This window comes from Phenylobacterium sp. (assembly GCF_044358365.1).
In the GTDB taxonomy this organism is placed as follows: domain Bacteria; phylum Pseudomonadota; class Alphaproteobacteria; order Caulobacterales; family Caulobacteraceae; genus Phenylobacterium.
Window position 1 is genome coordinate 34769 of record NZ_JBIKNZ010000017.1, and the last position, 22611, is coordinate 57379.

General features: G+C 65.3%; 23 protein-coding genes and 1 riboswitch. Of the genes, 13 read left to right on the forward strand and 10 right to left on the reverse strand.

Annotated features, from left to right (window positions below; translation table 11 throughout):
• Positions 1 to 16 precede the first annotated feature (16 nt).
• The 3 genes from ACIQ3B_RS06975 to ACIQ3B_RS06985 are packed head-to-tail and all read right to left on the reverse strand — an operon-like array spanning position 17 to position 1505.
• A complete protein-coding gene (locus ACIQ3B_RS06975; protein ID WP_397400978.1) occupies positions 17 to 697 on the reverse strand; it encodes a sensor histidine kinase in 681 nt (226 codons plus the stop codon).
• The gene (locus ACIQ3B_RS06980) at positions 694 to 1311 is read right to left on the reverse strand and encodes a sigma-70 family RNA polymerase sigma factor (protein WP_397400980.1); all 618 of its coding nucleotides are present in this window, start codon (positions 1309 to 1311) and stop codon (positions 694 to 696) included. The genes ACIQ3B_RS06975 and ACIQ3B_RS06980 overlap by 4 nt, the downstream gene beginning before the upstream one ends.
• A complete protein-coding gene (locus ACIQ3B_RS06985; RefSeq protein ID WP_397400982.1) occupies positions 1308 to 1505 on the reverse strand; it encodes a NepR family anti-sigma factor in 198 nt (65 codons plus the stop codon). Before ACIQ3B_RS06985 ends, ACIQ3B_RS06980 begins: the two co-directional genes overlap by 4 nt.
• Before the next feature lie 152 nt (positions 1506 to 1657).
• Between ACIQ3B_RS06985 and ACIQ3B_RS06990 the strand changes: the two genes are divergently transcribed.
• From ACIQ3B_RS06990 to ACIQ3B_RS07000, 3 genes are all read left to right on the forward strand, one after another.
• On the forward strand, positions 1658 to 2422 hold the full coding sequence (locus tag ACIQ3B_RS06990; RefSeq protein ID WP_397400984.1) for a response regulator: 765 nt from the start codon (positions 1658 to 1660) through the stop codon (positions 2420 to 2422).
• 86 nt (positions 2423 to 2508) lie between these two features.
• Positions 2509 to 2733: a CsbD family protein gene (locus tag ACIQ3B_RS06995; RefSeq protein ID WP_397400986.1), complete on the forward strand. Its 225-nt coding sequence runs from the start codon at positions 2509 to 2511 to the stop codon at positions 2731 to 2733.
• A gap of 8 nt (positions 2734 to 2741) precedes the next feature.
• The gene (locus ACIQ3B_RS07000) at positions 2742 to 2894 is read left to right on the forward strand and encodes an entericidin A/B family lipoprotein (protein ID WP_397400988.1); all 153 of its coding nucleotides are present in this window, start codon (positions 2742 to 2744) and stop codon (positions 2892 to 2894) included.
• A gap of 73 nt (positions 2895 to 2967) precedes the next feature.
• On the opposite strand, the gene ACIQ3B_RS07005 is transcribed toward ACIQ3B_RS07000, so the two are convergent.
• Entirely contained in the window at positions 2968 to 3621 is a 654-nt protein-coding gene (locus ACIQ3B_RS07005) for a carboxymuconolactone decarboxylase family protein (protein ID WP_397400990.1), read from the reverse strand.
• An 81-nt stretch (positions 3622 to 3702) separates the two neighbouring features.
• Here ACIQ3B_RS07005 and ACIQ3B_RS07010 point away from each other — a divergent pair, with 81 nt between their 5' ends.
• On the forward strand, positions 3703 to 4836 hold the full coding sequence (locus ACIQ3B_RS07010) for an alpha/beta hydrolase (protein WP_397400992.1): 1134 nt from the start codon (positions 3703 to 3705) through the stop codon (positions 4834 to 4836).
• Between the two features lie 221 nt (positions 4837 to 5057).
• Complete coding sequence (locus tag ACIQ3B_RS07015) at positions 5058 to 6293, forward strand: PQQ-dependent sugar dehydrogenase (protein WP_397400994.1); 1236 nt, start codon at positions 5058 to 5060, stop codon at positions 6291 to 6293.
• A gap of 45 nt (positions 6294 to 6338) precedes the next feature.
• Here ACIQ3B_RS07015 and ACIQ3B_RS07020 read toward each other — a convergent pair whose 3' ends face one another.
• Entirely contained in the window at positions 6339 to 7121 is a 783-nt protein-coding gene (locus tag ACIQ3B_RS07020) for a cyclase family protein (RefSeq protein WP_397400996.1), read from the reverse strand.
• A 148-nt stretch (positions 7122 to 7269) separates the two neighbouring features.
• Between ACIQ3B_RS07020 and ACIQ3B_RS07025 the strand changes: the two genes are divergently transcribed.
• The 3 genes from ACIQ3B_RS07025 to ACIQ3B_RS07035 all read left to right on the forward strand — a co-directional run bounded on the left by ACIQ3B_RS07025 (position 7270) and on the right by ACIQ3B_RS07035 (position 9754).
• Positions 7270 to 8241: a DMT family transporter gene (locus tag ACIQ3B_RS07025; protein WP_397400998.1), complete on the forward strand. Its 972-nt coding sequence runs from the start codon at positions 7270 to 7272 to the stop codon at positions 8239 to 8241.
• 83 nt (positions 8242 to 8324) lie between these two features.
• Positions 8325 to 8876: a tetratricopeptide repeat protein gene (locus tag ACIQ3B_RS07030; RefSeq protein WP_397401000.1), complete on the forward strand. Its 552-nt coding sequence runs from the start codon at positions 8325 to 8327 to the stop codon at positions 8874 to 8876.
• 29 nt (positions 8877 to 8905) lie between these two features.
• Positions 8906 to 9754, forward strand: a complete 849-nt coding sequence (locus tag ACIQ3B_RS07035) for a neutral zinc metallopeptidase (protein ID WP_397401002.1) — start codon at positions 8906 to 8908, stop codon at positions 9752 to 9754.
• A 24-nt stretch (positions 9755 to 9778) separates the two neighbouring features.
• Here the strand turns inward: ACIQ3B_RS07035 and ACIQ3B_RS07040 are convergent, their stop codons facing one another.
• Both ACIQ3B_RS07040 and ACIQ3B_RS07045 read right to left on the reverse strand, forming a co-directional pair.
• Entirely contained in the window at positions 9779 to 10477 is a 699-nt protein-coding gene (locus tag ACIQ3B_RS07040; protein WP_397401004.1) for an aspartate/glutamate racemase family protein, read from the reverse strand.
• Positions 10474 to 11490 (reverse strand): D-cysteine desulfhydrase, encoded by a 1017-nt coding sequence (locus ACIQ3B_RS07045; protein WP_397401006.1) that lies wholly within the window; start codon positions 11488 to 11490, stop codon positions 10474 to 10476. The genes ACIQ3B_RS07040 and ACIQ3B_RS07045 overlap by 4 nt, the downstream gene beginning before the upstream one ends.
• Positions 11491 to 11633: 143 nt before the next feature.
• On the opposite strand from ACIQ3B_RS07045, the gene ACIQ3B_RS07050 reads away from it, so the two are divergent.
• The 3 genes from ACIQ3B_RS07050 to ACIQ3B_RS07060 are packed head-to-tail and all read left to right on the forward strand — an operon-like array spanning position 11634 to position 17700.
• Complete coding sequence (locus ACIQ3B_RS07050) at positions 11634 to 14090, forward strand: TonB-dependent receptor plug domain-containing protein (RefSeq protein WP_397401008.1); 2457 nt, start codon at positions 11634 to 11636, stop codon at positions 14088 to 14090.
• Positions 14091 to 14114: 24 nt separating this feature from the next.
• Positions 14115 to 16199: a penicillin acylase family protein gene (locus ACIQ3B_RS07055; RefSeq protein ID WP_397401010.1), complete on the forward strand. Its 2085-nt coding sequence runs from the start codon at positions 14115 to 14117 to the stop codon at positions 16197 to 16199.
• A gap of 10 nt (positions 16200 to 16209) precedes the next feature.
• Entirely contained in the window at positions 16210 to 17700 is a 1491-nt protein-coding gene (locus tag ACIQ3B_RS07060; protein ID WP_397401012.1) for a CRTAC1 family protein, read from the forward strand.
• Positions 17701 to 17709: 9 nt separating this feature from the next.
• On the opposite strand, the gene ACIQ3B_RS07065 is transcribed toward ACIQ3B_RS07060, so the two are convergent.
• Positions 17710 to 18141 (reverse strand): DUF6491 family protein, encoded by a 432-nt coding sequence (locus ACIQ3B_RS07065; RefSeq protein ID WP_397401014.1) that lies wholly within the window; start codon positions 18139 to 18141, stop codon positions 17710 to 17712.
• Positions 18142 to 18243: 102 nt separating this feature from the next.
• Positions 18244 to 18351: riboswitch (TPP riboswitch) on the forward strand.
• 45 nt (positions 18352 to 18396) lie between these two features.
• Between ACIQ3B_RS07065 and thiC the strand changes: the two genes are divergently transcribed.
• Complete coding sequence (thiC, locus tag ACIQ3B_RS07070; RefSeq protein WP_397401016.1) at positions 18397 to 20232, forward strand: phosphomethylpyrimidine synthase ThiC; 1836 nt, start codon at positions 18397 to 18399, stop codon at positions 20230 to 20232.
• A 41-nt stretch (positions 20233 to 20273) separates the two neighbouring features.
• Complete coding sequence (locus tag ACIQ3B_RS07075) at positions 20274 to 20978, forward strand: pentapeptide repeat-containing protein (protein WP_397401022.1); 705 nt, start codon at positions 20274 to 20276, stop codon at positions 20976 to 20978.
• 20 nt (positions 20979 to 20998) lie between these two features.
• On the opposite strand, the gene ACIQ3B_RS07080 is transcribed toward ACIQ3B_RS07075, so the two are convergent.
• Together ACIQ3B_RS07080 and ACIQ3B_RS07085 are read right to left on the reverse strand one after the other, a co-directional pair.
• Positions 20999 to 21961, reverse strand: a complete 963-nt coding sequence (locus ACIQ3B_RS07080; RefSeq protein WP_397401018.1) for a LysR substrate-binding domain-containing protein — start codon at positions 21959 to 21961, stop codon at positions 20999 to 21001.
• A 47-nt stretch (positions 21962 to 22008) separates the two neighbouring features.
• Positions 22009 to 22500, reverse strand: coding sequence for a zinc-binding dehydrogenase (locus ACIQ3B_RS07085; protein ID WP_397401020.1), 492 nt, complete (start codon positions 22498 to 22500; stop codon positions 22009 to 22011).
• Between the last annotated feature and the right edge of the window lie 111 nt (positions 22501 to 22611).

The following is a 22611-nucleotide window of genomic DNA, read 5'->3' on the forward strand; positions in this document are numbered from 1 at the left end:
CCTGGATCGCTCCACGTCACTCATGCGTCCGTGCCAGATTCCGGACCGGAAACCGGACTTCGACGGTTCGACTGACACCCTCGTCATTGTCGACGATCAAAGGGCCACCCAATTGTCGCGCAAGCGCCTCGATCATCTCCTGCGCATGATGGGTCAACAGGGGCATCAGCGCATCTCCCGTCGCATTGACCAGGTGAATCCTCAGAAGCGCATCATCTCCTTCGCGCGTGAGGGCCACTGTGGCCGTCGGGCCTGTGGAGTTGGCGTCAGCCTGCAGGGCGGTCGCCAACAATACTTCGATCACCATGAGAGCCACGGGCATCGCATCATCCAGCGGCAGGATGATGTTCTCGGCATTAATCTGGGCCTCGTTTCTGGGCGTCCCGGTGGGTCGGCTATCGGCGACCTGGTCCACCAGATCGCGGAGTGTATCACCCATGTTTACAGAGGCGCGGTGAGGGACATCGTCCAGCGTTCGGTAGACCGCAATCATGGCAGAGATGCGGGCTCGCAGGATGTCCAGAACAGCCAGAGCTGACGGCTCGGTCGCGCTGCGCGCCGTAACATCCACAAGCGACGCAACAACCTGGAGGCTGTTGCGAACCCTGTGGTCGATCTCGCGCCGGAGCTTCGTGTTTTCAGCTATCAGTTGTGTGCGCGTAGGCTGAGGCGGCGGCTCGGACCCCGAGGTTTTCATCCCGACGCGGTGGCGTTGCGAACCAGGCGGTCAGCGTCGCTGATCAGGCCTTGCGCCGCGCCAAGCGCCGAGATCTGGGGGCGCCGATGCGCACGGTTCTCCATCAGCGCAATGAGATTTGCCCGACCCCGGGACACGCGGCTCTTGATCGTGCCGACCGCCACGCCGGCGATCGCCGCAACCTCCTCATAGTTGAAGCCGCCGGCTGCGATCAGGATCAGGGCTTCGCGCTGCTCCAGCGGCAGGTCGAGGATTGCCTCGGATACTTCTGCCAGCTCCAGCGCCGTTTCGGCATTGTCCGTCGCCTTGGCCGTCTTCTCGTAAACCGTGTCATCCAGTTGGGTCAGGCGGGAGTTTTTCCGCCAGTTCGAGTAGAGCGAGTTTCTCAGAATTCGAAATGCCCAGGCTTTGAAATTGGACTCCTCGATGTAGGATTCTCTCGCGCTCCAGGCTTTCAGCATCGTCTCCTGCACCAGATCGTCCGCCTCGACCGCGTTTCGACACAGAGATCTTGCAAACGCACGAAGCGAGGGCAGAACAGTGATGAGAGCCGCCTTGAATTCGGCAAGCCGGGCGTCAGACATCGGCGGGCGCCGGGTTGCCGGCACGGTCACGACCCAACCTCCCGGCGTTCAAGTTCATTCAGCAAATCAAGCAGGTGGTCTGGCAGCGGCTCTGCGACCAGACTCTCGAACTGGTTGCGCAGTTCCTGCCCGATGGCCTGTCCCTGTCTGCGGCGCGACACCGCTTTTTGCAGGTTCCGCAGGTCTCCACCGAACTTTGACGTTCCATTCTCGTCGTTGGTCAAATTCTGCGTCCTACTGGTCACTGAACCGCCACGACGTCGGCGCAACGCACGCAACTCGTTTTCAGGCTCTTTGGAACCCTACGCCTCCGACGGCGTACGGTTCCTGAAGATCGACCTGATCGATCAAATAGTCCGAGGGGCGGATCACAACAATGACAGCCAGACAGGTCGCCGCTGATCTACCCTATCTCCGGCGATATGCCCGATCACTCACCGGTCATCAGGCCCGCGGCGACACATATGTCCGCGCAACGCTGGAAGCGATCCTAGCCGGGGATGCCGTGCTGGAGCCCTCGTACTCTTCACGTGTAGGCCTCTACCGGGTGTTTCAAAGCATATGGGACAGCACCGGCGCGACCCTGGAGCCGGATATCCAACCCACGCTCAAACCCGATGAGACGTTGCAGAGGATGTCACCCGCCAACCGCAAGGCCTTCCTCCTGACCACCATGGAAGGTTTCACAGTCGGGGAAGCGTCAGACATACTGTCGGTTTCGCAGGACACTGTCCTGCGTGACGTCGCCTCCGCCCATGTCGACATCGATGCGGCCCTGAAGACGCGTGTGCTGATCATCGAGGACGAGCCCATCATCGCCATGGATATCGAGGCGTTGGTGATGGACCTGGGCCACGATGTCGTCGCGGTGGCGCGGACGCGCGATCAGGCGGTCGCGATGGCGCAGGCGCACCGACCGGGATTGATCCTCGCCGACATACAGCTGGCTGACGACAGTTCCGGCATCGATGCGGTCCAGGACATTCTGGCAAGCCACACCTTGCCGGTGATCTTCATCACCGCGTTCCCCGAACGACTTTTGTCAGGCGAGAGACCGGAGCCAACCTATCTCATCACAAAGCCCTTCAAGCCCGACACGGTGAAGGCGACGATTGGACAGGCACTGTTCTTCCAATCGTGAGAGCCGTCGCTGATTTCCGGCAACCATACGGGTTCTGAGCGGTTGTCCCCACGCCCCTGACCTGGGCGCTCTCAAGGAGAAGACCGATGAACGAAGACACAATGAAGGGCCAGTGGAAGCAACTGGTCGGCGAGGCCAAGCGTCAGTGGGGCAAGCTCACCGACGACGATCTGCTGCGCGCCGAGGGCGATGTCGAGAAGCTCGCCGGCTCGGTCCAGGAGCGCTACGGCGTGACCCGTGATGAGGCCCACGCCCAGGTCAAGACCTGGCGCGAAAACGCATCAAAGGCCGCCGACAGGGCGGGGATGTGAACCACTCCATGAAACGCCATTCAATCCCGCTGCTCCTGGCGGCCCTGGTGATCGGCCTTGCCGGATGCAACACCGTCGGTGGGGCAGGCAAGGATGTATCATCGGCAGGCAAGGCCGTCACAGGCGCTGCCAAGGACGTCAAGGAAGACATCAAGAACTAGGAGCGGCCGCTCGCGGCTATCCCGTTTGGCTCCGAAGTGATCGGCCTGCGCCGGTGACTTCGGGGCCATTTTTCTACCGCCCCTTCGGCGGCGTGGCCGGGTTGAGGAAGTCCTGGGCCTCGAAGCCCTTGGGGGCGGCGACCTCGACGATGGCTTCGGGCCGGTTGTCGTATTCCATGCGCAGGGCGCGGGTGATCACGGCGTGCATGGCGTAAAGGGTGGTGATGTAGGTGAACTCGAAGATTTCCTCGTCGCTCCAGAACGTCTTGAGCTTGTCGATCACCTCCAGCGGCGTGCGGCCGTCGCCGGCGGTGAGGCAGTCGGCGTAGGCCAGTACGGCGCGCTCCTGATCGTTGAAGACGTCGGAGACGGTCCAGTGGGGCACGGCGGCGATCTTATCGTCGGAGACGCCCAGCGCCCGCAGGGACTTGCAGTGCTGGGAAAAGACAAACTGGCTGGACTTCACCCAGCCGGCGCGGGTCTGGCCCAGCTCGCGCAGAACCGGGTCAATCTTGCGCTCGGGGTGGCGGTAGACGGCGAACCCATCGACGGCGTGCTTGAAAATGTCGGGCGCCAGCGCGAAGACGGTCCACCAGTCGCCGGGTGTGCCGGTGGCGGTGCCGGGCTCGGCGACCGGATCCCGCCCGGCGCCGAACAGGGCGTCATAGTAGCGATGGACCACCTCGGAAGTGACCTCGGCGCGGGGCACCTGACGCAGAACGGGCATGGGAAAATCCGGGGCTGGAGTTTAGGTCTCTGAGGGTAACTGACCACGCCGCGTGGCGCAGGCCAAGCCGGGAGAGACCCTGTGATCGATGACAGCGACCTGATGGCGAAGGTGGAACGGCAGTTCATCGGCCTGCCTTCGCCCACATCGCCGCGCGTCGGGGCGGGCGGGCATCCCTGCCAGGGGGTCTATACGACGCCGCGCGGCCAGCGGCCCCGGACCGCCTTCATCGCCACCCACTACAATGTGGACTTCGCCGAGCACTACATCGCGCCCTGGCTGGCCGCGCGGGGCTATGGGTTTCTGGGCTGGAACACGCGGTTTCGCGGGGCCGAGGACATGTTCCTGCTGGAACATGCGGTGCTGGACATCGGGGTCGGAATGCGCTGGCTGCGCGAGCAGGCGGGCGTCGACACCATCGTCATCCTGGGTAACTCGGGCGGCGGCTCGCTGATGGGCGCCTACCAGGCCGAGGCGATCCGGCCGACGCTGGGCGACCTGTTACGCGGGGCGGGGCTGGAAGCGCTGCATGCGCTGCCCAAGGCTGACCTTTATGTGTCGCTCAACGCGCACCTGGGGCGGCCCGATGTGTTGACCGACTGGATGGACGCTTCGGTGACGGACGAGACCGATCCGGTGGCCACGGACGAAAGCCTCAACCCGTTCAATCCGGACAATGGCCCACCCTACTCGCCGGAATTCATCGCCCGCTACCGGGAGGCGCAGCGGGCGCGGAACCAGCGGATCACTGACTGGGCCAAGAGCGAGCTGGCCCGTCTGAACGCGGCGGGGATTCCGGATCGGCTGTTTCCGCTGTTCCGATGCTGGGGTGACCTGCGGATGATGGACGGGAGCATCGACCCGTCCGAACGGCAAACGCCGATGTGCTACCGCGGCCACCCGGCGGTGGCCAATCGCTCGCCCAGCATCGGCCGCGCCAACACGCTGAAGACCTGGCTGTCGATGTGGAGCCTGGAGACGTCGCGTTGCCGTGGCGCCGATCAGCTGGCGAAGTTTGATACCCCCAGCCTGGTGGTGCAGGGTCTGGCCGACACGGGAGTGTTCCCGAGCGATGCGCACAAGATCTTCGAGGCCCTGGGCGTGGCCGACAAGCAGCTGGCGCTGATCAAGGGCGCCCACTACTTCGAGGACAGTCGTGAGGAGCGCGAGGCGATGGCTGACTTGCTCTGCGCCTGGGTGGCGGCGCGGGTATGACGCTTCCCAGGGCGATGCTGATCGATCTGGACGATACCCCAGCGGCTGGGCCTCACCGGCGTGTGGCTCGATGGCTACGGTTGGGGATTGTCGGCTGGCAGCAGGGTTCGGCCCGATCAGATCATCCGCTCGCTGGTAGAACTGCTGCCGCGCCACGGATAGGCCTTCTGTCGGCGCAGGATGATCGCTATCTCTGTGCGCGAAACCCTGGAGTGACGTTTATGGCTGTGACCTCGAAGATGCTTGCCGCCGCGGCCCTGATGGCTGGATTGAGCGGAAGCGCCTGCGCCCAGCCCGCCAGCGTGGAAGCCCGCCCGCCGATCACAGCCTACAAACCCGCCTTCGCCGGCCAGACCCGGGCGCCGGAACAGAAGCTGGGCGTGGCCTTCCAGACGACGACCGTCGCTCAGGGCCTGAAGTATCCCTGGTCGATCGCCTTCCTTCCCGATGGCCGGATGCTGGTGACCGAGCGGATCGCCGGCGCGCTCAGGATTGTGGGCAAGGATGGCACGCTCTCGGAGCCGGTGACCGGCACGCCTACGGTGATGTCGCGCGGGCAGGGCGGCCTGCTGGACGTGGTGCTGGACCCGGCGTTCAAGACCAACCGGCTGATCTACATGAGCTATGCCGAGCCTCAAGCGGACGGGACCAACAACACCGCCGTGGCGCGGGGCCAGCTGGTCGAGGGTGCGACCCCCAGGATCGAAGGCCTGACCGTGATCTATCGCCAGCGGCCGTCGCTGGCCTCTCCGCTGCACTTCGGATCGCGACTGGTATTTGCGCGCGATGGCAAGCTGTTCGTGACGCAGGGCGAGCGCTCGTTCCCGGCGGGCCAGAAGCAGTCACAGGATCTGGCGAGCGGCCTCGGCAAGATCGTGCGGATCAATCCGGACGGCTCGATCCCCAAGGACAATCCCTTTGTCGGCCAGACCGGCGCGCGGCCGGAGATCTGGACCCGGGGCAATCGTAACGTCCAGGCCGCGACCTTGCACCCGCAGACCGGCGAACTTTGGGAAGTGGAGTTCGGCCCCCAGGCCGGCGACGAGATCAACATCGCCCGCAAGGGCAAGGACTATGGCTGGCCGACCATTTCCTACGGCGTCAACTATGGCCCGGCCAAGGCGCCGATCACCGGCGGCGAGACCCAGCGGCCCGGCATGGAGCAGCCGCTCTACTATTGGGACCCGACGATCGCCCCTTCGGGGATGATCTTCTACACGGGCAACCTGTTCCCGAAGTGGAAAGGCAGCCTGTTCGTTTCGGGCTTCCAGCCCCAGGGGTTGCCTGGCGGCAATGTTCAACGCCTGACCATCAAGGGTGAGCGGGTGGTCGGCGAAGAGCGCCTGGACATGCCGGGCGCCCTATGGCGCGACATCCGCCAGGGCCCGGACGGCGCGATCTACCTGCTGCAGGGCGGGGCCGTGGGCAAGATCGTGAAGCTGACGCCGAAGGGGTAGGGCGCGGCTATGGTGGGAAGTCCGCCTTCTGCGTGCTGACCGACTCTAATCCACAATCGCCACCGCCCGGATCCAGCCAGCGGAGGCGCCGGCGATCTTCACCGGGAAGCAGGAGAGGGTAAAGCCGTTGGCGGGCAACGCCTCCAGGTTCGTCAGTTTTTCGATCTGGTAGTACTCGCGGAAGCGGCCGGCCTTGTGGCCTTCCCAGATGATCTTCGGGTCTCGGGTCTCGGCCCATCGCTTGGCGGTGTGGCTGAAGGGGGCGTCCCAGGACCAGGCGTCGGTGCCCACAACCTTCACGCCGCGTTCAGTGAGGTAGAGGGTGGCCTCCTCACCCATGCCGCAGCCCTTGTGGATGAAGTCCGGGGCGCCATAGGCCGCGCCCGCGGCGGTGTTGACCAGCACGATATCCAGAGGCTGCAGCTTGTGGCCGATCCGCGCGAGTTCGGCCTCTACATCGGCGCCCGTGGCCACATAGCCGTCGGGAAAGTGACGGAAATCCAGTTTCACGCCCGGTTGCAGGAAGTACTCCAGGGGCCCCTCATCAATGGTCGGCGCCGCGCGGGTTGTGGTGGCCTGATCGGTGGTGGAGTGGAAGTGCCAGGGGGCATCCATGTGGGTGCCGTTGTGGGTGGACAGGCTCACGCGTTCCACCGCCCAGCCCTCGCCGTCGGGCATGTCGGCGGCGGTCAGCCCGGGGAATGACGCCGCCATCTGGGGCACGGTGTCAGCATGGACGGAGTAAGTCACCTTGGGACGCATGGTCTCCGGATCAGTGACCACATCGTTGCAGATCGGGATGGACAGATCGATCAGGCGGCGCGGCATTATGACATTCCAAGGGCGGCGGGGATCGTCAAGGTCGAGAGCAACAGCGAGGCGACCGGCTGGAGAATAGGGCTGGGCATAAGTGCGGCTCCCGGCTTCAGGCTTGGCCGACAGTGAAGCCAGACCCGCGCGCCGACGTAAAGGCCCGATGCCGGGCGCCACTCCGGCCCCGGTGGCGCTGGACGCGTCCGATCTGGCCACGTACAGCCGCCATGTGACCGAACCCGCCGTCAGCCATGCCCAGAAGCCGCGGATCCTGCTGGGCATAGCCCTGCGGGTGGGCGCCATGGCGTTTCTGGCCTGTCTCTCGGCGCTGGTGAAGTGGACCGGGTCGCGCGGGATCCCGGTGTTCGAGATCATCCTTTTCCGCAACCTCTTCGCCTTCATTCCACTGGGCCTCTACATCTGGCGCACGACGGGGTTCGAGGTGCTGAAGACCCGGCGGCCGCTTGGGCATCTGACCCGCTCGGTGGTCGGGCTGACCGGGATGGTCTGCGGGTTTTCCGCCGTTCAGCACCTGCCGCTTACCGAAGCCACGGCGCTGCAGTTCACCTCTCCGCTGTTCATGACGGCCCTGTCCGCGCTCCTGCTCCGTGAGGCGGTTGGCCGGCACCGCTGGGCGGCCGTGGTGGTGGGATTCATCGGCGTTCTGATCATGGCGAACCCGATACCTGGCCACCTGAATGTGCCGGGGGTGACGCTGGGCATTCTGAGCGCGCTTGGGGCCGCAGGCGCCATGGTCGCCATCCGCCAGATCGCCGACACCGAACGGGGCCCGACGATCGTCTTCTACTTCACCGTTGGCGGTGTGGTGCTGGGGCTGGCAGGCTCGGCGTTCCACTGGGTGACGCCTGATCCATTGACCATGGCTATGCTGGTCCTTGCCGGGCTCGTCGGCGGCGTAGGCCAGTTGTTGCTGACCGAGGCGTTGCGAAATGCGCCTGTCGGGGTGATTGCGCCATTCGACTATACTCAACTGGTATGGGCCGCTGGACTGGGCCTGGTGATCTGGGGCGAGCTGCCGCATCCCCTGACCCTGGTCGGCGCGGTGATCGTGGCCGGCAGCGGGGTCTACATCCTGCACCGGGAACTGCGCCGCTTCCGCGCCGTCGAGAATTGACAGCGGGGTGATACGGGCGGACTCTCCCCGTCAGTAGGCCGCGCGGGCCGTCCGCGCCCCGTCCGATTTCCGGAGCCGACATCATGTTCAAGATACCCCTTATCGCCGCCGCCGTCCTTGCGCTCGCCGCCACAGCCTCCCAGGCCTCCGTCACGGTGATTGGCGGCGGCATGGCCCAGGCCTGCTCCAAGGCCGCCCTGGGCGGTGAGACGGAAGCCAAGTTCGAGGCCATCTGCACGATGGCGCTGGACAGCGAACTGCTCAGTCTCCGCGACCGCGCCGGCACCTATGTGAACCGCGGTGTGCTGAAGCTTCGGCGCAAGGAGTTCTCGTCTGCCCAGTTTGATTTCAACCGGGCGATCGAGACCAAGCCGGATCTGGGCGAGGCCTATGTGAACCGCGGCGCCGCCTCGGTCGGATCCAGGCGTTTCGCCGATGGCCTGACGGACCTCAACAAGGCGCTGGATCTGGGCGTGGAGGAGCCGGAGAAGGCCTACTACAATCGCGCGCTCGCCTACGAGGGCCTGGACAATGTCAAGGCGGCATATCTCGACTATCAGAAGGCAATCGAATTGAAGCCTGAGTGGGAGCAGCCAAAAAAGGAACTGGCGCGTTTCACGGTCGGGCGACGCTGAGTCTCCCGGTAGGTCGGAGTTTCTAGCCTATGCGCTGGCGAGGCGGACGTGGCGGCGGCGGGGTCGAGGATCGCCGCGGAATGGGCCCGGCCGGCGTCGGCGGCGTGGGCGTCGGCGGCGTGGTTCTGGCGCTGATCGGCTACTTCGTGTTTGGCGTCGATCCGTCGACCACCTTGAGCGTCGTTGGCGGCGCAGCCCCGCCTGCTCAGCAGGAGGGCGTGCGGGGGACGCCGGCGGACGAGGCCGGACGATTTGTCGATGTGGTTTCTGCAAACGTGAACGACGTCTGGACGGTGGTGTTCCGGCAGGCTGGACAGCGTTACCGGCCGCCGGATGCGGTGGTGCTCTACGATGAGGCCACCCGCACCGGCTGTGGCACAGGACAGTCGGCGATGGGCCCATTCTACTGCCCGGCGGATCGTAAGGTCTATCTGGACCTGTCGTTCTGGCAGGAGCTGGAAACCAGGTACGGCGCGGGCGGTGAGGCGGCGCGGGCCTATGTGATCGCCCACGAAATCGGCCACCACGTCCAGAACCTGACCGGCGCCAATGACCAGGCGCAGAAGATGGGCGCCAAAGGAGCCGAAAGCGGCTCGGTGCGGCTGGAACTGCAGGCCGACTGTTACGCCGGGGTGTGGGCGGCGCGCGCCGCTGAGGTCTCGGGCGGCCAGGTGTCGCTCGATCCAGCCGATATCGAAGATGGTCTGCGCGCCGCGGCTGCAGTCGGCGACGACACCCTACAGCGCAAGGCCCAGGGCCGTGTCGTGCCGGACGCCTTCACCCACGGCAGCTCGGAACAGCGCATGCGCTGGTTCCGCAAGGGCTCACAATCGGGCGACCCCGACGCCTGCGACACGTTCAGCACCGGACGGCTTTAGGTTACCTCTGCTCCGGGAGAGCGGTCAGGATTGCCTGAGCGGCAGCGGGTCCCAACCCATGCAGACGCCAACCGCGCGGCGGGCCAGCAAATCGCCAGGATCAATCATCTCCAGACGTGTGTCGCCCTTCGACATCACCAGCGGCGCTTCCGTGCAGCCGGCGATCAGGATGTCGGCTCCGAGGCCTTTCAGTTCGGCGGCGTAGCCCTGCATCTCCAGACGGACTTCCTCGCTCCGGTCACCTGCCTTGATGCGGTAGATCGTCTCCATGAAGGCGTCCTGGCTGTCCTGCGGCAGGGTGACCAGGCCCATGGCGCGGGCGGCGAGGTATTCGCGGTAGAGCTTCAGTGCGCCCTTCGTCCCTAGAACCCCGGCCCGCATGGCGCCGGAGCGTTGGGCGGCTTCGGCGCCCAGGTCGATCATGTCGATCAGCGGCAGGCCACAGGCGCGCTGGATCAGGCTGGCATGGGCGTGGGCAGTATTGCACGGTATGGCCAGCACCTGGGCGCCGGCGCCCTGTAATCCGCCGGCCATCTCGGCCAGCACCACGCCGGCCTGCGTTCCCGGTACATTGCGGTCGGGCGCCTCCGGGTTGATGTCTGCGATCACCCGGATGTGGTCCTGGTCCTTTTTGGCGGGGGTGTAGGCTTGCACCCGGGTGAGGAACTCAAGCGTGGCCGCCGGACCCATCCCGCCCAGCACGCCCAGGATGAGCTTGGTCATAGCTGGCCCTCCATTTCGGATTGATAGGCGAACAGGCCCTGGGCGCCGCCAGTGTGCAGGAAGACGACGGTCTCGCCGTCAAACTTGCCGGCCGTCGCCAGGGCGATCAGACCCTTCATCGCTTTGCCGGTATAGACCGGGTCCAGCAGGATGGCGTCGGAACGCGCGATGGTCTTGAGCGCGTCGATCACGGCGCTGTCGATCAGGCCATAGCCTGCGCCCACGTAGTCACAGTCTGCCACCACCATGTCCCGGGTCACCCGCTCGGCGTGGCCAAACAAGCCGGCCGTCTCCTGAGCAAGGCGGAAGACGTTGGCCTCCTGAACGTCCTTGGGCGCGCGCACGCCAATGCCCAGCACGGGAATATCCGCCCCCATCACCGCCAGCCCGGCGACGAGCCCGGCATGAGTGCCTGCGCTGCCGGTGGCGGTGACGATGCGGTCGATCTCGAGGCCCATTTCATTGGCCTGGGTCACCAGCTCCAGCGCGCACTCCGCGTAGCCCAGCGCCCCGATGGCGTTGGATCCGCCGCCGGGAATGACATAGGGCCGGCCTCCGGCCGCCGAGACCTCTGCGGCCACCCGGGCCAGTTCAGCGTTCATGTCCGAGCCGCCGGCCACCGTGCGGTGTCGTGCGCCCAGCAACTCGTCCAGCAGCACATTGCCCGAGCGGTTGTAATCGACGGCGTTGGAACCGGTACGGGCCTCCAGAATGATCTCGCACTTCAGGCCGAATATCGCGGCGGCGGCGGCCGTCTGGCGTACATGGTTCGACTGGATGGCCCCCTGGGTCACCAGGGTGTCTGCATCCTGGGCCAGCGCATCGCCCAACAGGTACTCCAGCTTGCGGGTCTTGTTGCCGCCACCGGCCAGGCCGGTGCAGTCATCGCGCTTGATCCAGAGAGTGGGTCCGCTCCCGTCCTCCCGGGTCAGCTGCTCGGTAAGGCCGGGCAGCGGCTCGAACGGGGTTGGCAGGTGGGCGAACCGGACGGGATTGAAGCGAGAAAAATGCATATGCCCGGCGTATCACGCCTGCGTCTGCCCGCAAGCTGGGCATTATGACAGTTTTTCTCGTAATGTGTCGGATCAGGTATTCGGTGAGATGTCTGACACATTACTGTTATGCCAACGGTACAGACGCAAATTGGGGGAGATCCATGAAGAATTCTCGGCGCAGGATTGCGCATTCGGCAGCCATCAGCGCGATCCTTGCCGCGACCGCCGGCGCCGCCGCTGCCCAGACCACGGATGTTCAGGAACTGGTGGTCACCGGCACGCGCGGCGCGCCGCGAACCGTAATCGACAGTCCGACGCCCATTGATGTGCTGAACGGGGCGGAACTGGAAAAGACCGGGCGCGCCGGCGCGTTCGCCTCGCTGCAGACCCTGGTGCCCTCGTTCAACCTGCCGGCGCGCGCCGGGGGCGGGATCTCGACCGTGATTTCGACCGGCGGCCTGCGCGGGTTGAATCCCGATCAGACCCTGGTGCTGGTGAACGGCAAGCGCCGCCACAAGACCTCGCTGATCAATTCGGTGTCCTCGCTCTACAACGGTTCGGTGCCCGCCGACCTCGACCTGATCCCCACGTCGGCGATCGGCCGCATCGAGGTGCTGCGCGACGGGGCCGCCGCCCAGTATGGCTCCGACGCCATCGCCGGGGTCATCAACATAATCCTCAAAGAGGGCGACGGCGGCTATATCGGTACGAGCTGGGGCCAGAACTTCGACCGCAGCGACGGTGAGCTCTGGCAGCTCAACGGCACCTACGGCTGGGCTCTTGGCGACAAGGCGCAACTGAATGTCTTCGCCAGTCACAAGAGCCAGCTCCTGTCGAACCGGGCTAGTCCCGTGGCGCCGAACATCCAGATCTATCCGCGCCTGATCCCGTCAGGCCTGCCGGATCCGCGCGAACTGACGGTCGACCGGCTGATCACCCTGAACTCCGGCGTGCTGCCGCAGATCGGCACGAACGCGGGCTATAACATCACCTATTCGCTGAACGACGAGACCGAGCTCTATTCCTTCGGTACGGTCAGCCGCCGGGTGTCGGATCTGCCGTTCACCTTCCGCGCGCCCAACAGCGTCAACAGCCTGCCGCAGATTTACCCGGAGGGCTTCCGGCCCAATCTGGTGATCCGCGAGCGGGACTATGAGTTCGCCGCTGGCGTCCGCGGCAAGGCTGGCGGCTGGGACTGGGATATCTCCTCCACCCTCGGCTACAACCGCGCCACCGAAAACACTTCGAATACGATCAACGCCAGCCTGGGCCCGAGCAGTCCAACGGTGTTCTACGTCGGCGCCCTGCGCTCAACGGAGTGGGTCAATTCGCTGGACCTGACGCGGGCCTTCGAGCTGGAGAGCGCCGGAAATCTGCAGGTTTCGCTCGGTGCGCAGCACAGGCGCGAGACCTACCGGGTCGAAGCCGGTGAATTGGCCAGCTATCAGGCCGGTCTCTATGTGATCCCGGCGGGCCAGCCGTTCGCCGGGCAGCGTCCCGCCACCGGCGCCCAGGCGACGCCCGGTTTCCAGCCGTCGGACGCCAGTTCCTCGTCGCGCAACAACTACGCGGCCTATGGCGAACTGGGGTGGTCGCCGACGGAGCGGCTCTTCCTGGGTGCGGCAGTCCGCTACGAGGATTACAGTGACGCCTCCGGGGATACCCTGGTGGGCAAGGTCAACGGCCGCTTCGAGGTCACTGACTGGCTGGCGGTCCGTGGCGCGGTCTCCACCGGGTTCCGCGCACCGGGGCTGGCCCAGCAGAACTATGCGGCCTCGTCCAGCCAGTTCCGGCTGGTGAGCGGGGTGCTGGACCTGCTGCAGATCAAGACCCTGCCGGTAGGCTCGCGTGAGGCTCGCGCGCTTGGCGCACAGCCGCTCACGCCCGAGGAGTCCACCAACATCAGCCTGGGCTTCACGCTGGAGCCGATGCCGGACCTGGCGATCACGGTGGACGCCTACCGCATTGATATCGACAAACGCATCGCCATCACCAGCACCCTGACCGGCGCTGCGGTGTCGGCGATCCTGGTGGCCAATGGCCTGCCAGGCTCGCTCAGCGGCCAGTACTATACCAACGCCATCGATACCCGGACGGACGGGATCGACATCGTGGCGATCTGGAAGAAGGACCTGGGCGACTGGGGCGCGCTTCGGGCCTCGGCCGGCTACAACCACAATGAAACCGAGATCCGCAGCATCATCGCCAACCCGCCGCAGCTGAGCGCGCTGGGCCCGACGTTCGTGCTGTTCGACCGGTTGAGCCAGGGCAACCTGACCACGGCGATCCCCAAGGACAAGATCGCGCTGAGCGCCGCCTGGACCTGGAATGATGTGAGCGTGAATCTGCGTCAGACCCGCTTCGGCAAGTACACCGTGAGGCAGAATCTTGCGGCAAACGACCGCAGCTATGGCGCTGAATGGATCACGGACCTGGAGGTCAGCTACAAATTCCGTGACAAGGTGACGTTCGCGGTGGGTTCGAACAATCTGTTCAACAACTATCCGGACGCGGTCGGTATCTTCAATGCTAACCTTGGCGCCGGGCAGTACCCCGGCACCTCGCCGATCGGCTTCACAGGCGGGTCCTACTACGCCCGGGTGCAGTGGGATTTCTGATCGGGATTTGAGGGAGCAGGGATCATGAGCCGGGCGATTTCGACAATGTTCGCGGCCCTGGCGGCCATGATCCTGCTGGCTCTGGGAGGTACGGCGGGTGCAGCTCCCGGGCCGCGCGGTGAGATCCTGTGGGACAGCTACGGCGTGCCGCATGTCTACGGAAAGGACGAGGCCGGTGTCTTCTTCGGCTTCGGCTACGCCACCGCGCAGAACCACGGCGACGTTGTGGTCAAGCTGTACGGTCAGGCCCGGGGTCGGGCTGCCGAGTACTGGGGCGCCTCGGAGATTGAGTCTGACAAGTGGGTTCTCGCCAACGGAATCTACGAACGGGCCAGGGCCTGGTACGCCAAGGAGCCGGCCAGCTTCCGGGCCAATCTGGATGCCTTCGCGGCGGGCATGAACGCCTATGCCAAGGCTCACCCCGAGGCGCTGGATCCTTCGGTGCGGCAGGTCTTTCCGATCACCGGCGTCGATGTCATGGCCCACGGCCACCGCCTGATGAACTATGTCTATGTGGCGCCTCAGGCGCGCACCATGGGCAACGCCGACGCGGGCTCAAACGCCTGGGCGGTTGCGCCGAAGAAATCGGCCAGCGGAAACACCCTGCTGCTGGCCAACCCGCACCTGCCCTGGGCGCCCAGCCAGCTCACCTATTTCGAGGCCGACCTCAACGGACCCGGCATCAAGATGTACGGCGCCACCCAGGTGGGCCTGCCGGTGCTGCGCTTCATGTTCAACGAGCGGATGGGCTTCACCAACACCGTCAACGGCATCCTGGGCGCCACCAACTACGAGCTGAAGCTGGCTGACGGCGGCTATCTCTACGATGGCAAGGTGCGCCCGTTTACGACCTCGACGACCACGTTCAAGGTCCGGCAGGCGGATGGGTCCCTCAAGACCGAGACCCTGGAGTTGCGATCCTCGGTGCACGGCCCGGTGTTCACCCGCGCCGACGGCAAGGCGGTGGCCCTGCGTGTGGCAGGTCTCGATCGTCCGGGCGGGCTTCGCCAGTACTGGGACATGGGCAAGTCGAAGAGCTTCGCCGATTACCAGGCGATCATGAACCGGCTGCAGGTGCCTTCGTTCAACATCGTCTACGGCGACCGGGAGGGGCACATCCAGTACCTCTACAACGGCATTCTGCCCAAACATGCGGATGGTGATGTCGCCAGGTGGGGCGGCCTCGTCCCCGGCGACACCTCGAAGACGCTGTGGACCGAGACCCATACCTACGCCGAGCTGCCCAAGGTCATCGATCCGCCCAGCGGCTATGTGCAGAACTCCAATGACCCGCCTTGGGTGGCGACCTATCCGCAGACGATCCAGGCAAAGGACTACCCGGCCTACATGGCCAACAACGGACCGATGTCGCTCCGCGCCCAGCAGGCGTCGCACCTGATGGCCGATCCGCCGAAGATCACCTTCGACGACTTCGTGGTCCGTAAGCTGACCAGTCATGTGTTGATGACCGACCGGGTGCTGGACGATCTGCTCGCTGCGGCGGCCGCAAGCGCCGACCCCGACGTCCAGGCCGCCGTCACCGTCCTCAAGGCCTGGGACCGCACGGTCAACGCCGATGCCCGGGGCGCCCTGCTGTTCGAGGCCTGGGCGCGCAGGTTCGCCGGGCCTAACTATATCAGCGACGCCAACTACAAGGTCCGCTGGGACGCCGCCCGACCCATCGACACGCCCTATGGCCTTAAGGATCCGGACCAGGCCGTCGCCATGCTAAAGGCCGCCGCGACGGAGGCCAGGGCCAGTTACGGCGCCCTTGATCGGCCGTTTGGCGAGGTCTCGCGGTTCGCCCTTGGCAAGGTCGACCTGCCTGGCAACGGCGGCTTCGGCAACCTCGGGGTCTTCCACGTCATGACCTGGAGCCCGCTCAAGGACGGCAAGCGCACGCCCGTTCACGGTGAGACCTGGATGTCGATGGTGGAGTTCTCGACGCCGATCAAGGCGGTCGGGCTCATGAGCTATGGCAACTCGACCCAGCCCGGCTCGCCGCACCGCAGCGACCAGCTTGAGCATCTGTCGCAGAAGACCTTCCGCAATCTCTGGACCACCCGCGCCGAGGTCGAACAGAACCTCAAGGCGACGACCCCGTACTGAGGAGACGAACATGACCAGGCGCTTTCTCCCGGCGACCGCGGCGGTCTGCGCCCTCCTGCTCGTTGCCGCCGCACCGGTCGGAGAGCCGGCGTTTGCGCCGGTGCAGCCTGAACTGCTGGCCATGCCGGGCTCCCTGTCCAACGCCTGGGCCGACTTCGACAATGATGGCGACCTCGACATGGCGGTATCGCTGAAGAGCGGCGAGATCAGGCTCTATCGGAATGAGCGCGGTGTGTTGGCCAGCGCAGGCGCAGGCCTGGGCCTGCCGACGTCGGGCGGTGAATTCCGGGCGATCAGCTGGGGCGACTATGACGGCGACGGCTGGCTGGATCTGCTGGCGGGGTCGAGCCTGCCGGAGAAGCCCACTGCCGTCTTCCGCAACCAGGCCGGAAAGTCTTTCGTCAACGTAGCCGACGGGATCGGCCTGACGCTGATGGGCCGGGCTTCACGCCAGAACAACTGGGTCGACTACGATAATGACGGCGATGTCGACCTTTTCGCCACAGACCGGGTCGGACCGAACAAGCTCTATCGCAACGATGGCGGCAAGTTCAGTCAGGTGTTTGCGGACGCCGGGCCCACCGGGGCGCGATCTACAGTCGGCGCATGCTGGCTGGACTACGACAAGGACGGCGACCTGGATCTCTTCCTGGCCAACCAGTCGGGCAAGACCGATTCGCTATGGCGGAATGATGGGACCGCCTTTGTGGATGTCGCGCCGCAGCTGGGCATGGAGAACGCCGGGCGCAAGAGCAATCAGGGCGGGGTGGGCTGCGCGGTCGGCGACTATGACAACGACGGAAATCTGGACCTCTTCGTCCCCAACTATGGTCGCAACACCCTGTGGCGGGGATCAGGCGACGGTCGGTTCGCCAACACTGCGGCGGCTGTGGGCGTTGATCTGGACAATGAGGCCGTGGGCGCCGCCTGGGGCGACTATGACAACGACGGCTTTCCCGATCTGTCGGTGATGTCCTACGCGGGACCGCCCGGCCAGCAGGTTCCGCGCAACAGCCTGTTCCACAATGAGGGCGGCAAGGGTTTCCGGAATGTGTTGATCCAGGGCGGGCCCCTGGACGTCGGCGATCATGGCGTGGCCTGGGCCGATTTCGACCGCGATGGCGACGTCGATCTGTCTGTGACCAAGGGCTACACGGCGGTAGGCGGGCACTACCTGTTCCGCAACCTGCTGCCGGCCGGCCAGGCGCGGCAGAGCCTGCAGGTGAGCGTGCTCGACGCCAAGGGGCGCTACACCCAGGCCGGGGCCGAGGTGCGGGTCTATGGCGCCGGTGGAAAGCTGCTGGGTACGGGACAGGTCTCGACCGGCGGCGGCTACGGCTCGCAGGGCGCGACGCCGGTCCATTTCGGCCTGCCCGGCGCCCGGCAGGTCACCGTCGAGGTGACGTTCATGAGCGCCACGGGGCGAAAGGTACAGCGCGTCGCCCGCGTGGACGTAGCCGCCTACGCGGGCAAGGTGCTGGTTATCCGGCGCGGGGTCTGACCCCTCTGGTCAGGGCCTGAGCTTCTTCGGCACCATGGCCACCTGCTCCGGGCTGAGCCGGACGATAGACTCAACGATGCAACGGGTCTCGAACCCGTCGCGCGCGATACCGATGTCCAGGTCAATGGGCTTGCAGATGCGGTCAGCGCCCGGCGGGTTGCGGGTGATGATCGGATCCGACTGTGTGGCGCCGGCCAGGCAACCGCCCGCCATCGTCACGCGATAGGTCTGTTTGTCGCCGCCCCTGATCAACAGGGTGTTGCTGTCGGCGATGGTGTGGGCGCGGATATCACGGCTGCGCAGGCACTGGCCCGACGGCAAGCCGGTTCCGCGCTCGGGCGCGGCGCCCAGCAAGGAGTCCTTGGCCGCATAGGCGGCAGTAGAGGCGGCGGCGGCAGACAGGGTCGCCAGGGCGGCCAGGGCGACAATCGAGCGTTTCATGAGCGTGTCTCCATAGGGTCCCTCATCAGCATGATACGCGCGTCGAGGCTTTTCGTCTTCGCTTTTGCGGCTGGCGAGGCGTGGACAAGAGGGTTACTCTGTCTCCTCTCCTCGGGGGGCCGCGCCAGAGCGGCTGAGAGGTGGGTGAGCCCACGACCCGTCGAACCTGATCCGGGTCATGCCGGCGAAGGGAAGGGTGCATTGCGTTCCTGATCCTCCGCCCATGGTCCGTCCACCTTTTGGGACCGCACGCGCATGAACAAGCTGATTGGCAAACTGCAACCCGGCAGCATCCCCACGGGCGAGCGCCCGGGGTCCAAGAAGGTCTACCAGCCGGGTGTGCTCTGGCCGGACATCCGCGTGCCGTTCCGCGAGGTGGCTGTCCATCCCAGCGCCAATGAGCCGGCGCTGACCCTGTACGATCCCTCTGGCCCCTATACCGACCCGACCACCGCCATCGATATCGAGAAGGGCCTGCACAAGACGCGCGAGCCCTGGGTGGTGTCGCGCGGCGACGTGGAGCTGGTGGCCAATCCTCGCGCGGTGAAGCCCGAGGACAACGGCTTCGCCCGGGGCGCGCATCTGGCGCCGCAGTTTGATGCGCCTCGCCGGGTCTATCGCGCCAGGGCAGGCGCCAACGTCACCCAGCTGGAGTATGCGCGGCGCGGCATTATCACGCCGGAGATGGAGTATGTGGCCATCCGCGAGAACCTGCGCCGCCAGCAGGGCGACGCCTTCATCCGTGACGGCGAGGACTTCGGCGCAGAGATCCCGGACTTCTGTACGCCGGAGTTCGTGCGCGACGAGATCGCCCGCGGCCGCGCCATCATCCCGGCCAACATCAACCACACCGAACTGGAGCCGATGATCATCGGCCGGAATTTCCTGGTAAAGATCAACGCCAACATCGGCAATTCGGCGGTCCTGAGCCACGTCTCTGACGAGGTGGACAAGATGGTCTGGTCGATCCGCTGCGGCGCCGACACCGTCATGGACCTGTCCACCGGCCGAAACATCCACAACATCCGCGACTGGATAGTCCGTAACAGCCCGGTGCCGATCGGCACGGTACCGATCTATCAGGCCCTGGAAAAGGTGAACGGCGTCGCCGAGGACCTGAACTGGGAAGTGTTCCGCGACACCCTGATCGAACAGGCCGAGCAGGGCGTGGACTACTTCACCATTCACGCCGGGGTGCGCCTGGCCTACGTGCCGCTGACCGCCACCCGCGTTACCGGCATCGTCAGCCGCGGTGGCTCGATCATGGCCAAGTGGTGCCTCAGCCACCACAAGGAAAACTTCCTCTACGAGCACTTCGAAGACATCTGCGAGATCATGAAGGCCTACGATGTGTCCTTCAGCCTCGGCGATGGCCTGCGTCCGGGTTGCATCGCCGACGCCAACGATGCGGCCCAGTTCGGCGAGCTGGAGACCCTGGGCGAACTCACCCAGATCGCCTGGAAGCATAATGTTCAGGTGATGATCGAAGGCCCCGGCCACGTGCCGATGCACAAGATCAAGGCCAATATGGACAAACAGCTGAAGGTCTGCGGCGAGGCGCCGTTCTACACCCTGGGTCCGCTGACCACCGACGTGGCGCCGGGGTACGACCACATCACCTCGGCGATCGGCGCGGCCATGATCGGCTGGTTCGGTACGGCCATGCTCTGCTACGTGACGCCGAAGGAACACCTGGGCCTGCCCAACCGCGAGGACGTGAAGGTCGGCGTGATGACCTACAAGCTGGCGGCACACGCGGCCGACCTGGCCAAGGGGCATCCCACGGCGCGTGCCTGGGACGATGCGATCTCGCGCGCACGCTTCGAATTCCGCTGGGAGGATCAGTTCAATCTGGGGATCGATCCCGAGACGGCCCGCGAGTACCACGACGAGAGCCTGCCGAAGGAGGCGTTCAAGACCGCCCACTTCTGTTCCATGTGCGGCCCCAAGTTCTGTTCGATGAAGATCAGCCAGGACATCCGCGATCAGGCCCGCAGCCAGAACGACGTCGCCACCGGCATGGCCGAGATGGCGGAGAAGTTCCGCGCCGGCGGCGGGGAGATCCTGGTGCCGGTGACGCCGGCGGAGTAGGGGCGATTCCCGATCTCGAAGGTGGTGGCCACTACTCCGGCCTGGAACTCTCGGGCTTCGAATGGGCCGAGCGGGACCTGACGGACATCCGCCTGACCGACTGCACGGTGATGGACGCGCGGCTGTCTTCGGTGATCCTGCAGAACGCGCGCTTCACCCGCTGCCGGTTCGTACGCTGCCGGTTTGCGCATGCGGATCTGCGCGAGGCCCTGTTCGACCACTGCGATTTCGCCGACCCGGACAGCCATTCCGGCCCGCAGTTCGCTTTCTCCCGGCTGGACGAGGCCAGGTTTCTGGCCTGCGACCTGTCGTTCGCCGACGTGGACCGGTCCAGCCTCTATGGCGTCGCGTTCGAGGCCTGCAATCTGCGCGGCGCCCGGTTCCACAAGGCCGACTTCAGCCGGGCGTTCGGGGGCAAGGTGGTGCGGACGGCCGCCGCGTTCACGAGCTGCAATCTGGAACTGGCCGACCTGTCAGACGCGTCCCTGCCCGGCTGCGACCTGTCGCGGTCGTCGCTGCGAGAGGCCGACCTGACGGGAGCTGATCTCGAAGGTTGCGACATGACCGGTTGTGACCTGTTCCAGGCCCTGATCTCCGGCTGCAAACTGGCGCGCGCCGACTTGAGGGAGGGGGAGCTTTCAGGCGTGGATCTGACGGTCTTGGGCAGCCTCCTCGGCATGAAGGTAACGGCCTCCCAGCAATACGGTCTGCTGAGCGACATCGGGATCGATGTGCGCCCGGATTGAGATCGTGAGCTGGGTGCGCCTTATGGTTGCGAGCCAGCCGGCTCAGCGCCCGAGGCGATGCGGCTCCCGTGGATTGATCTCAGCCTTGCAAAACGCGCGGCGTCGGATTTGACCTCCTGGCGCAGCCAGCGAACGAAAGCCTGGATGGCTACGTTGGAGCGATCATGTCGGCGATGAACCAGAAAGTAGGTTCCCGCGCTGACCGGCGCCGACGCGAACGGAACGACCAGCCGGTCGATCTGAGCGGCGTCCCAGATAAGGGGATCCAGGCCCAGGATCACGCCTCTGCCATGGGTCGCCAGATCTAGCGCTGCAGGGAGCGTGTCGACCGTAAGAATGCCCCTGGGCTCGAGTTCCGCCATGCCCTGGGCCGACAGCCACTTACGCCAGCCGTCTGGCCTGCTGGAAATATGAATCAGAGTCGCCCGCCTGAGGTCACCTGGCGACTTGAGGTCGTCCGCCAGGGTGGGTGAACAGAGCGGTGTGGCGCGCAAGTCCATCAGCTTGTATGCGGTGAGGCCCTGTGTCGGCTGCCGGATGTTTCGGATGGCCACATCGACGGTGTCATTATCGAAGTCCACGACACGGTTGCTGGTCTCGATCTCGATGGCCGCACCGGGAAATCGCGCTTCGAAAGAGGCCAAACGGGGGATCAGACAGACTGACGTAAACAGCGGCAATGCGCTGACTCGTATCGTCAGCGGCCTGGGCGCCTCCTGCGCCGAGGCCAGGGCGGCGTTGAGGCCCTTGAAGGCGACGTTGAGATCGTCAGAGAGGCGTTGTCCCGCCTCGGTGAGACGGATCTGGCGGACCGACCGCACAAACAGCGGCGCCCCAAGCCAATCCTCCATCGCCCTCACGTGGTGGCTGACCGCCGAGGGGCTGACGTGGAGCTCGATTGCTGCGTCGCGTATGCTCTGCAGACGCCCGGCCACAGCAAAGGCCCTGATCGATGCTAGGGCTGGAGGCGGTTTCGTACCCATGTCGACAGAGTAGGCGAATGACCTTGGGTCGCAAGGTCTATCCCGTTTCAATCGGGAGCATTCACGGGTTCACATCGAAAGACCACTTTCGGACCAGGATCCGTCATGGCCTCGATTGCGTCGTTGATGCTCACAATCCGATGAGTGACCTTCTCAGGATGGAACGCACCGCAGGCGATGCATGCCATGGCGTGGGGAAATGTGGGGCGGGACTGAACGCGACCGGTCGCGAATGTCAGACCCTTGTAGTAAGCGCGGGTGAGTGGAACAGGTGTCGTCGCGCCCAGATGAATGGCGACGCTGGTGAGAATTCCGTTCGCTGCGCAGGATTCAATTGCAAAGCCGAGGGCAGCGGCGTCTCCGGCCGCTTCCACGACAATATCAAACTGCTCGCTAGCCAGTCGACCCTCGGCCAGCGCAAGGGGCGCTGTCTCCGCGTTCATCAGCGACGCCCGCTCGCGCCGTTGAGGGCTATCGTCCAGATAGAGCACCCGGCCGGCGCCAAGTGCGACGGCTGCGCCCGCAGCATATAGGCCCACGCTTTGGGCTAGGCTCAGGACCCATTGAAATGATTCCCAAGGCGGGGTTGGTCTGATTCACTGGCGGCGCATGGAGGCGTCGTCATGAGTGATTTGATCTGGTTGTCGCAG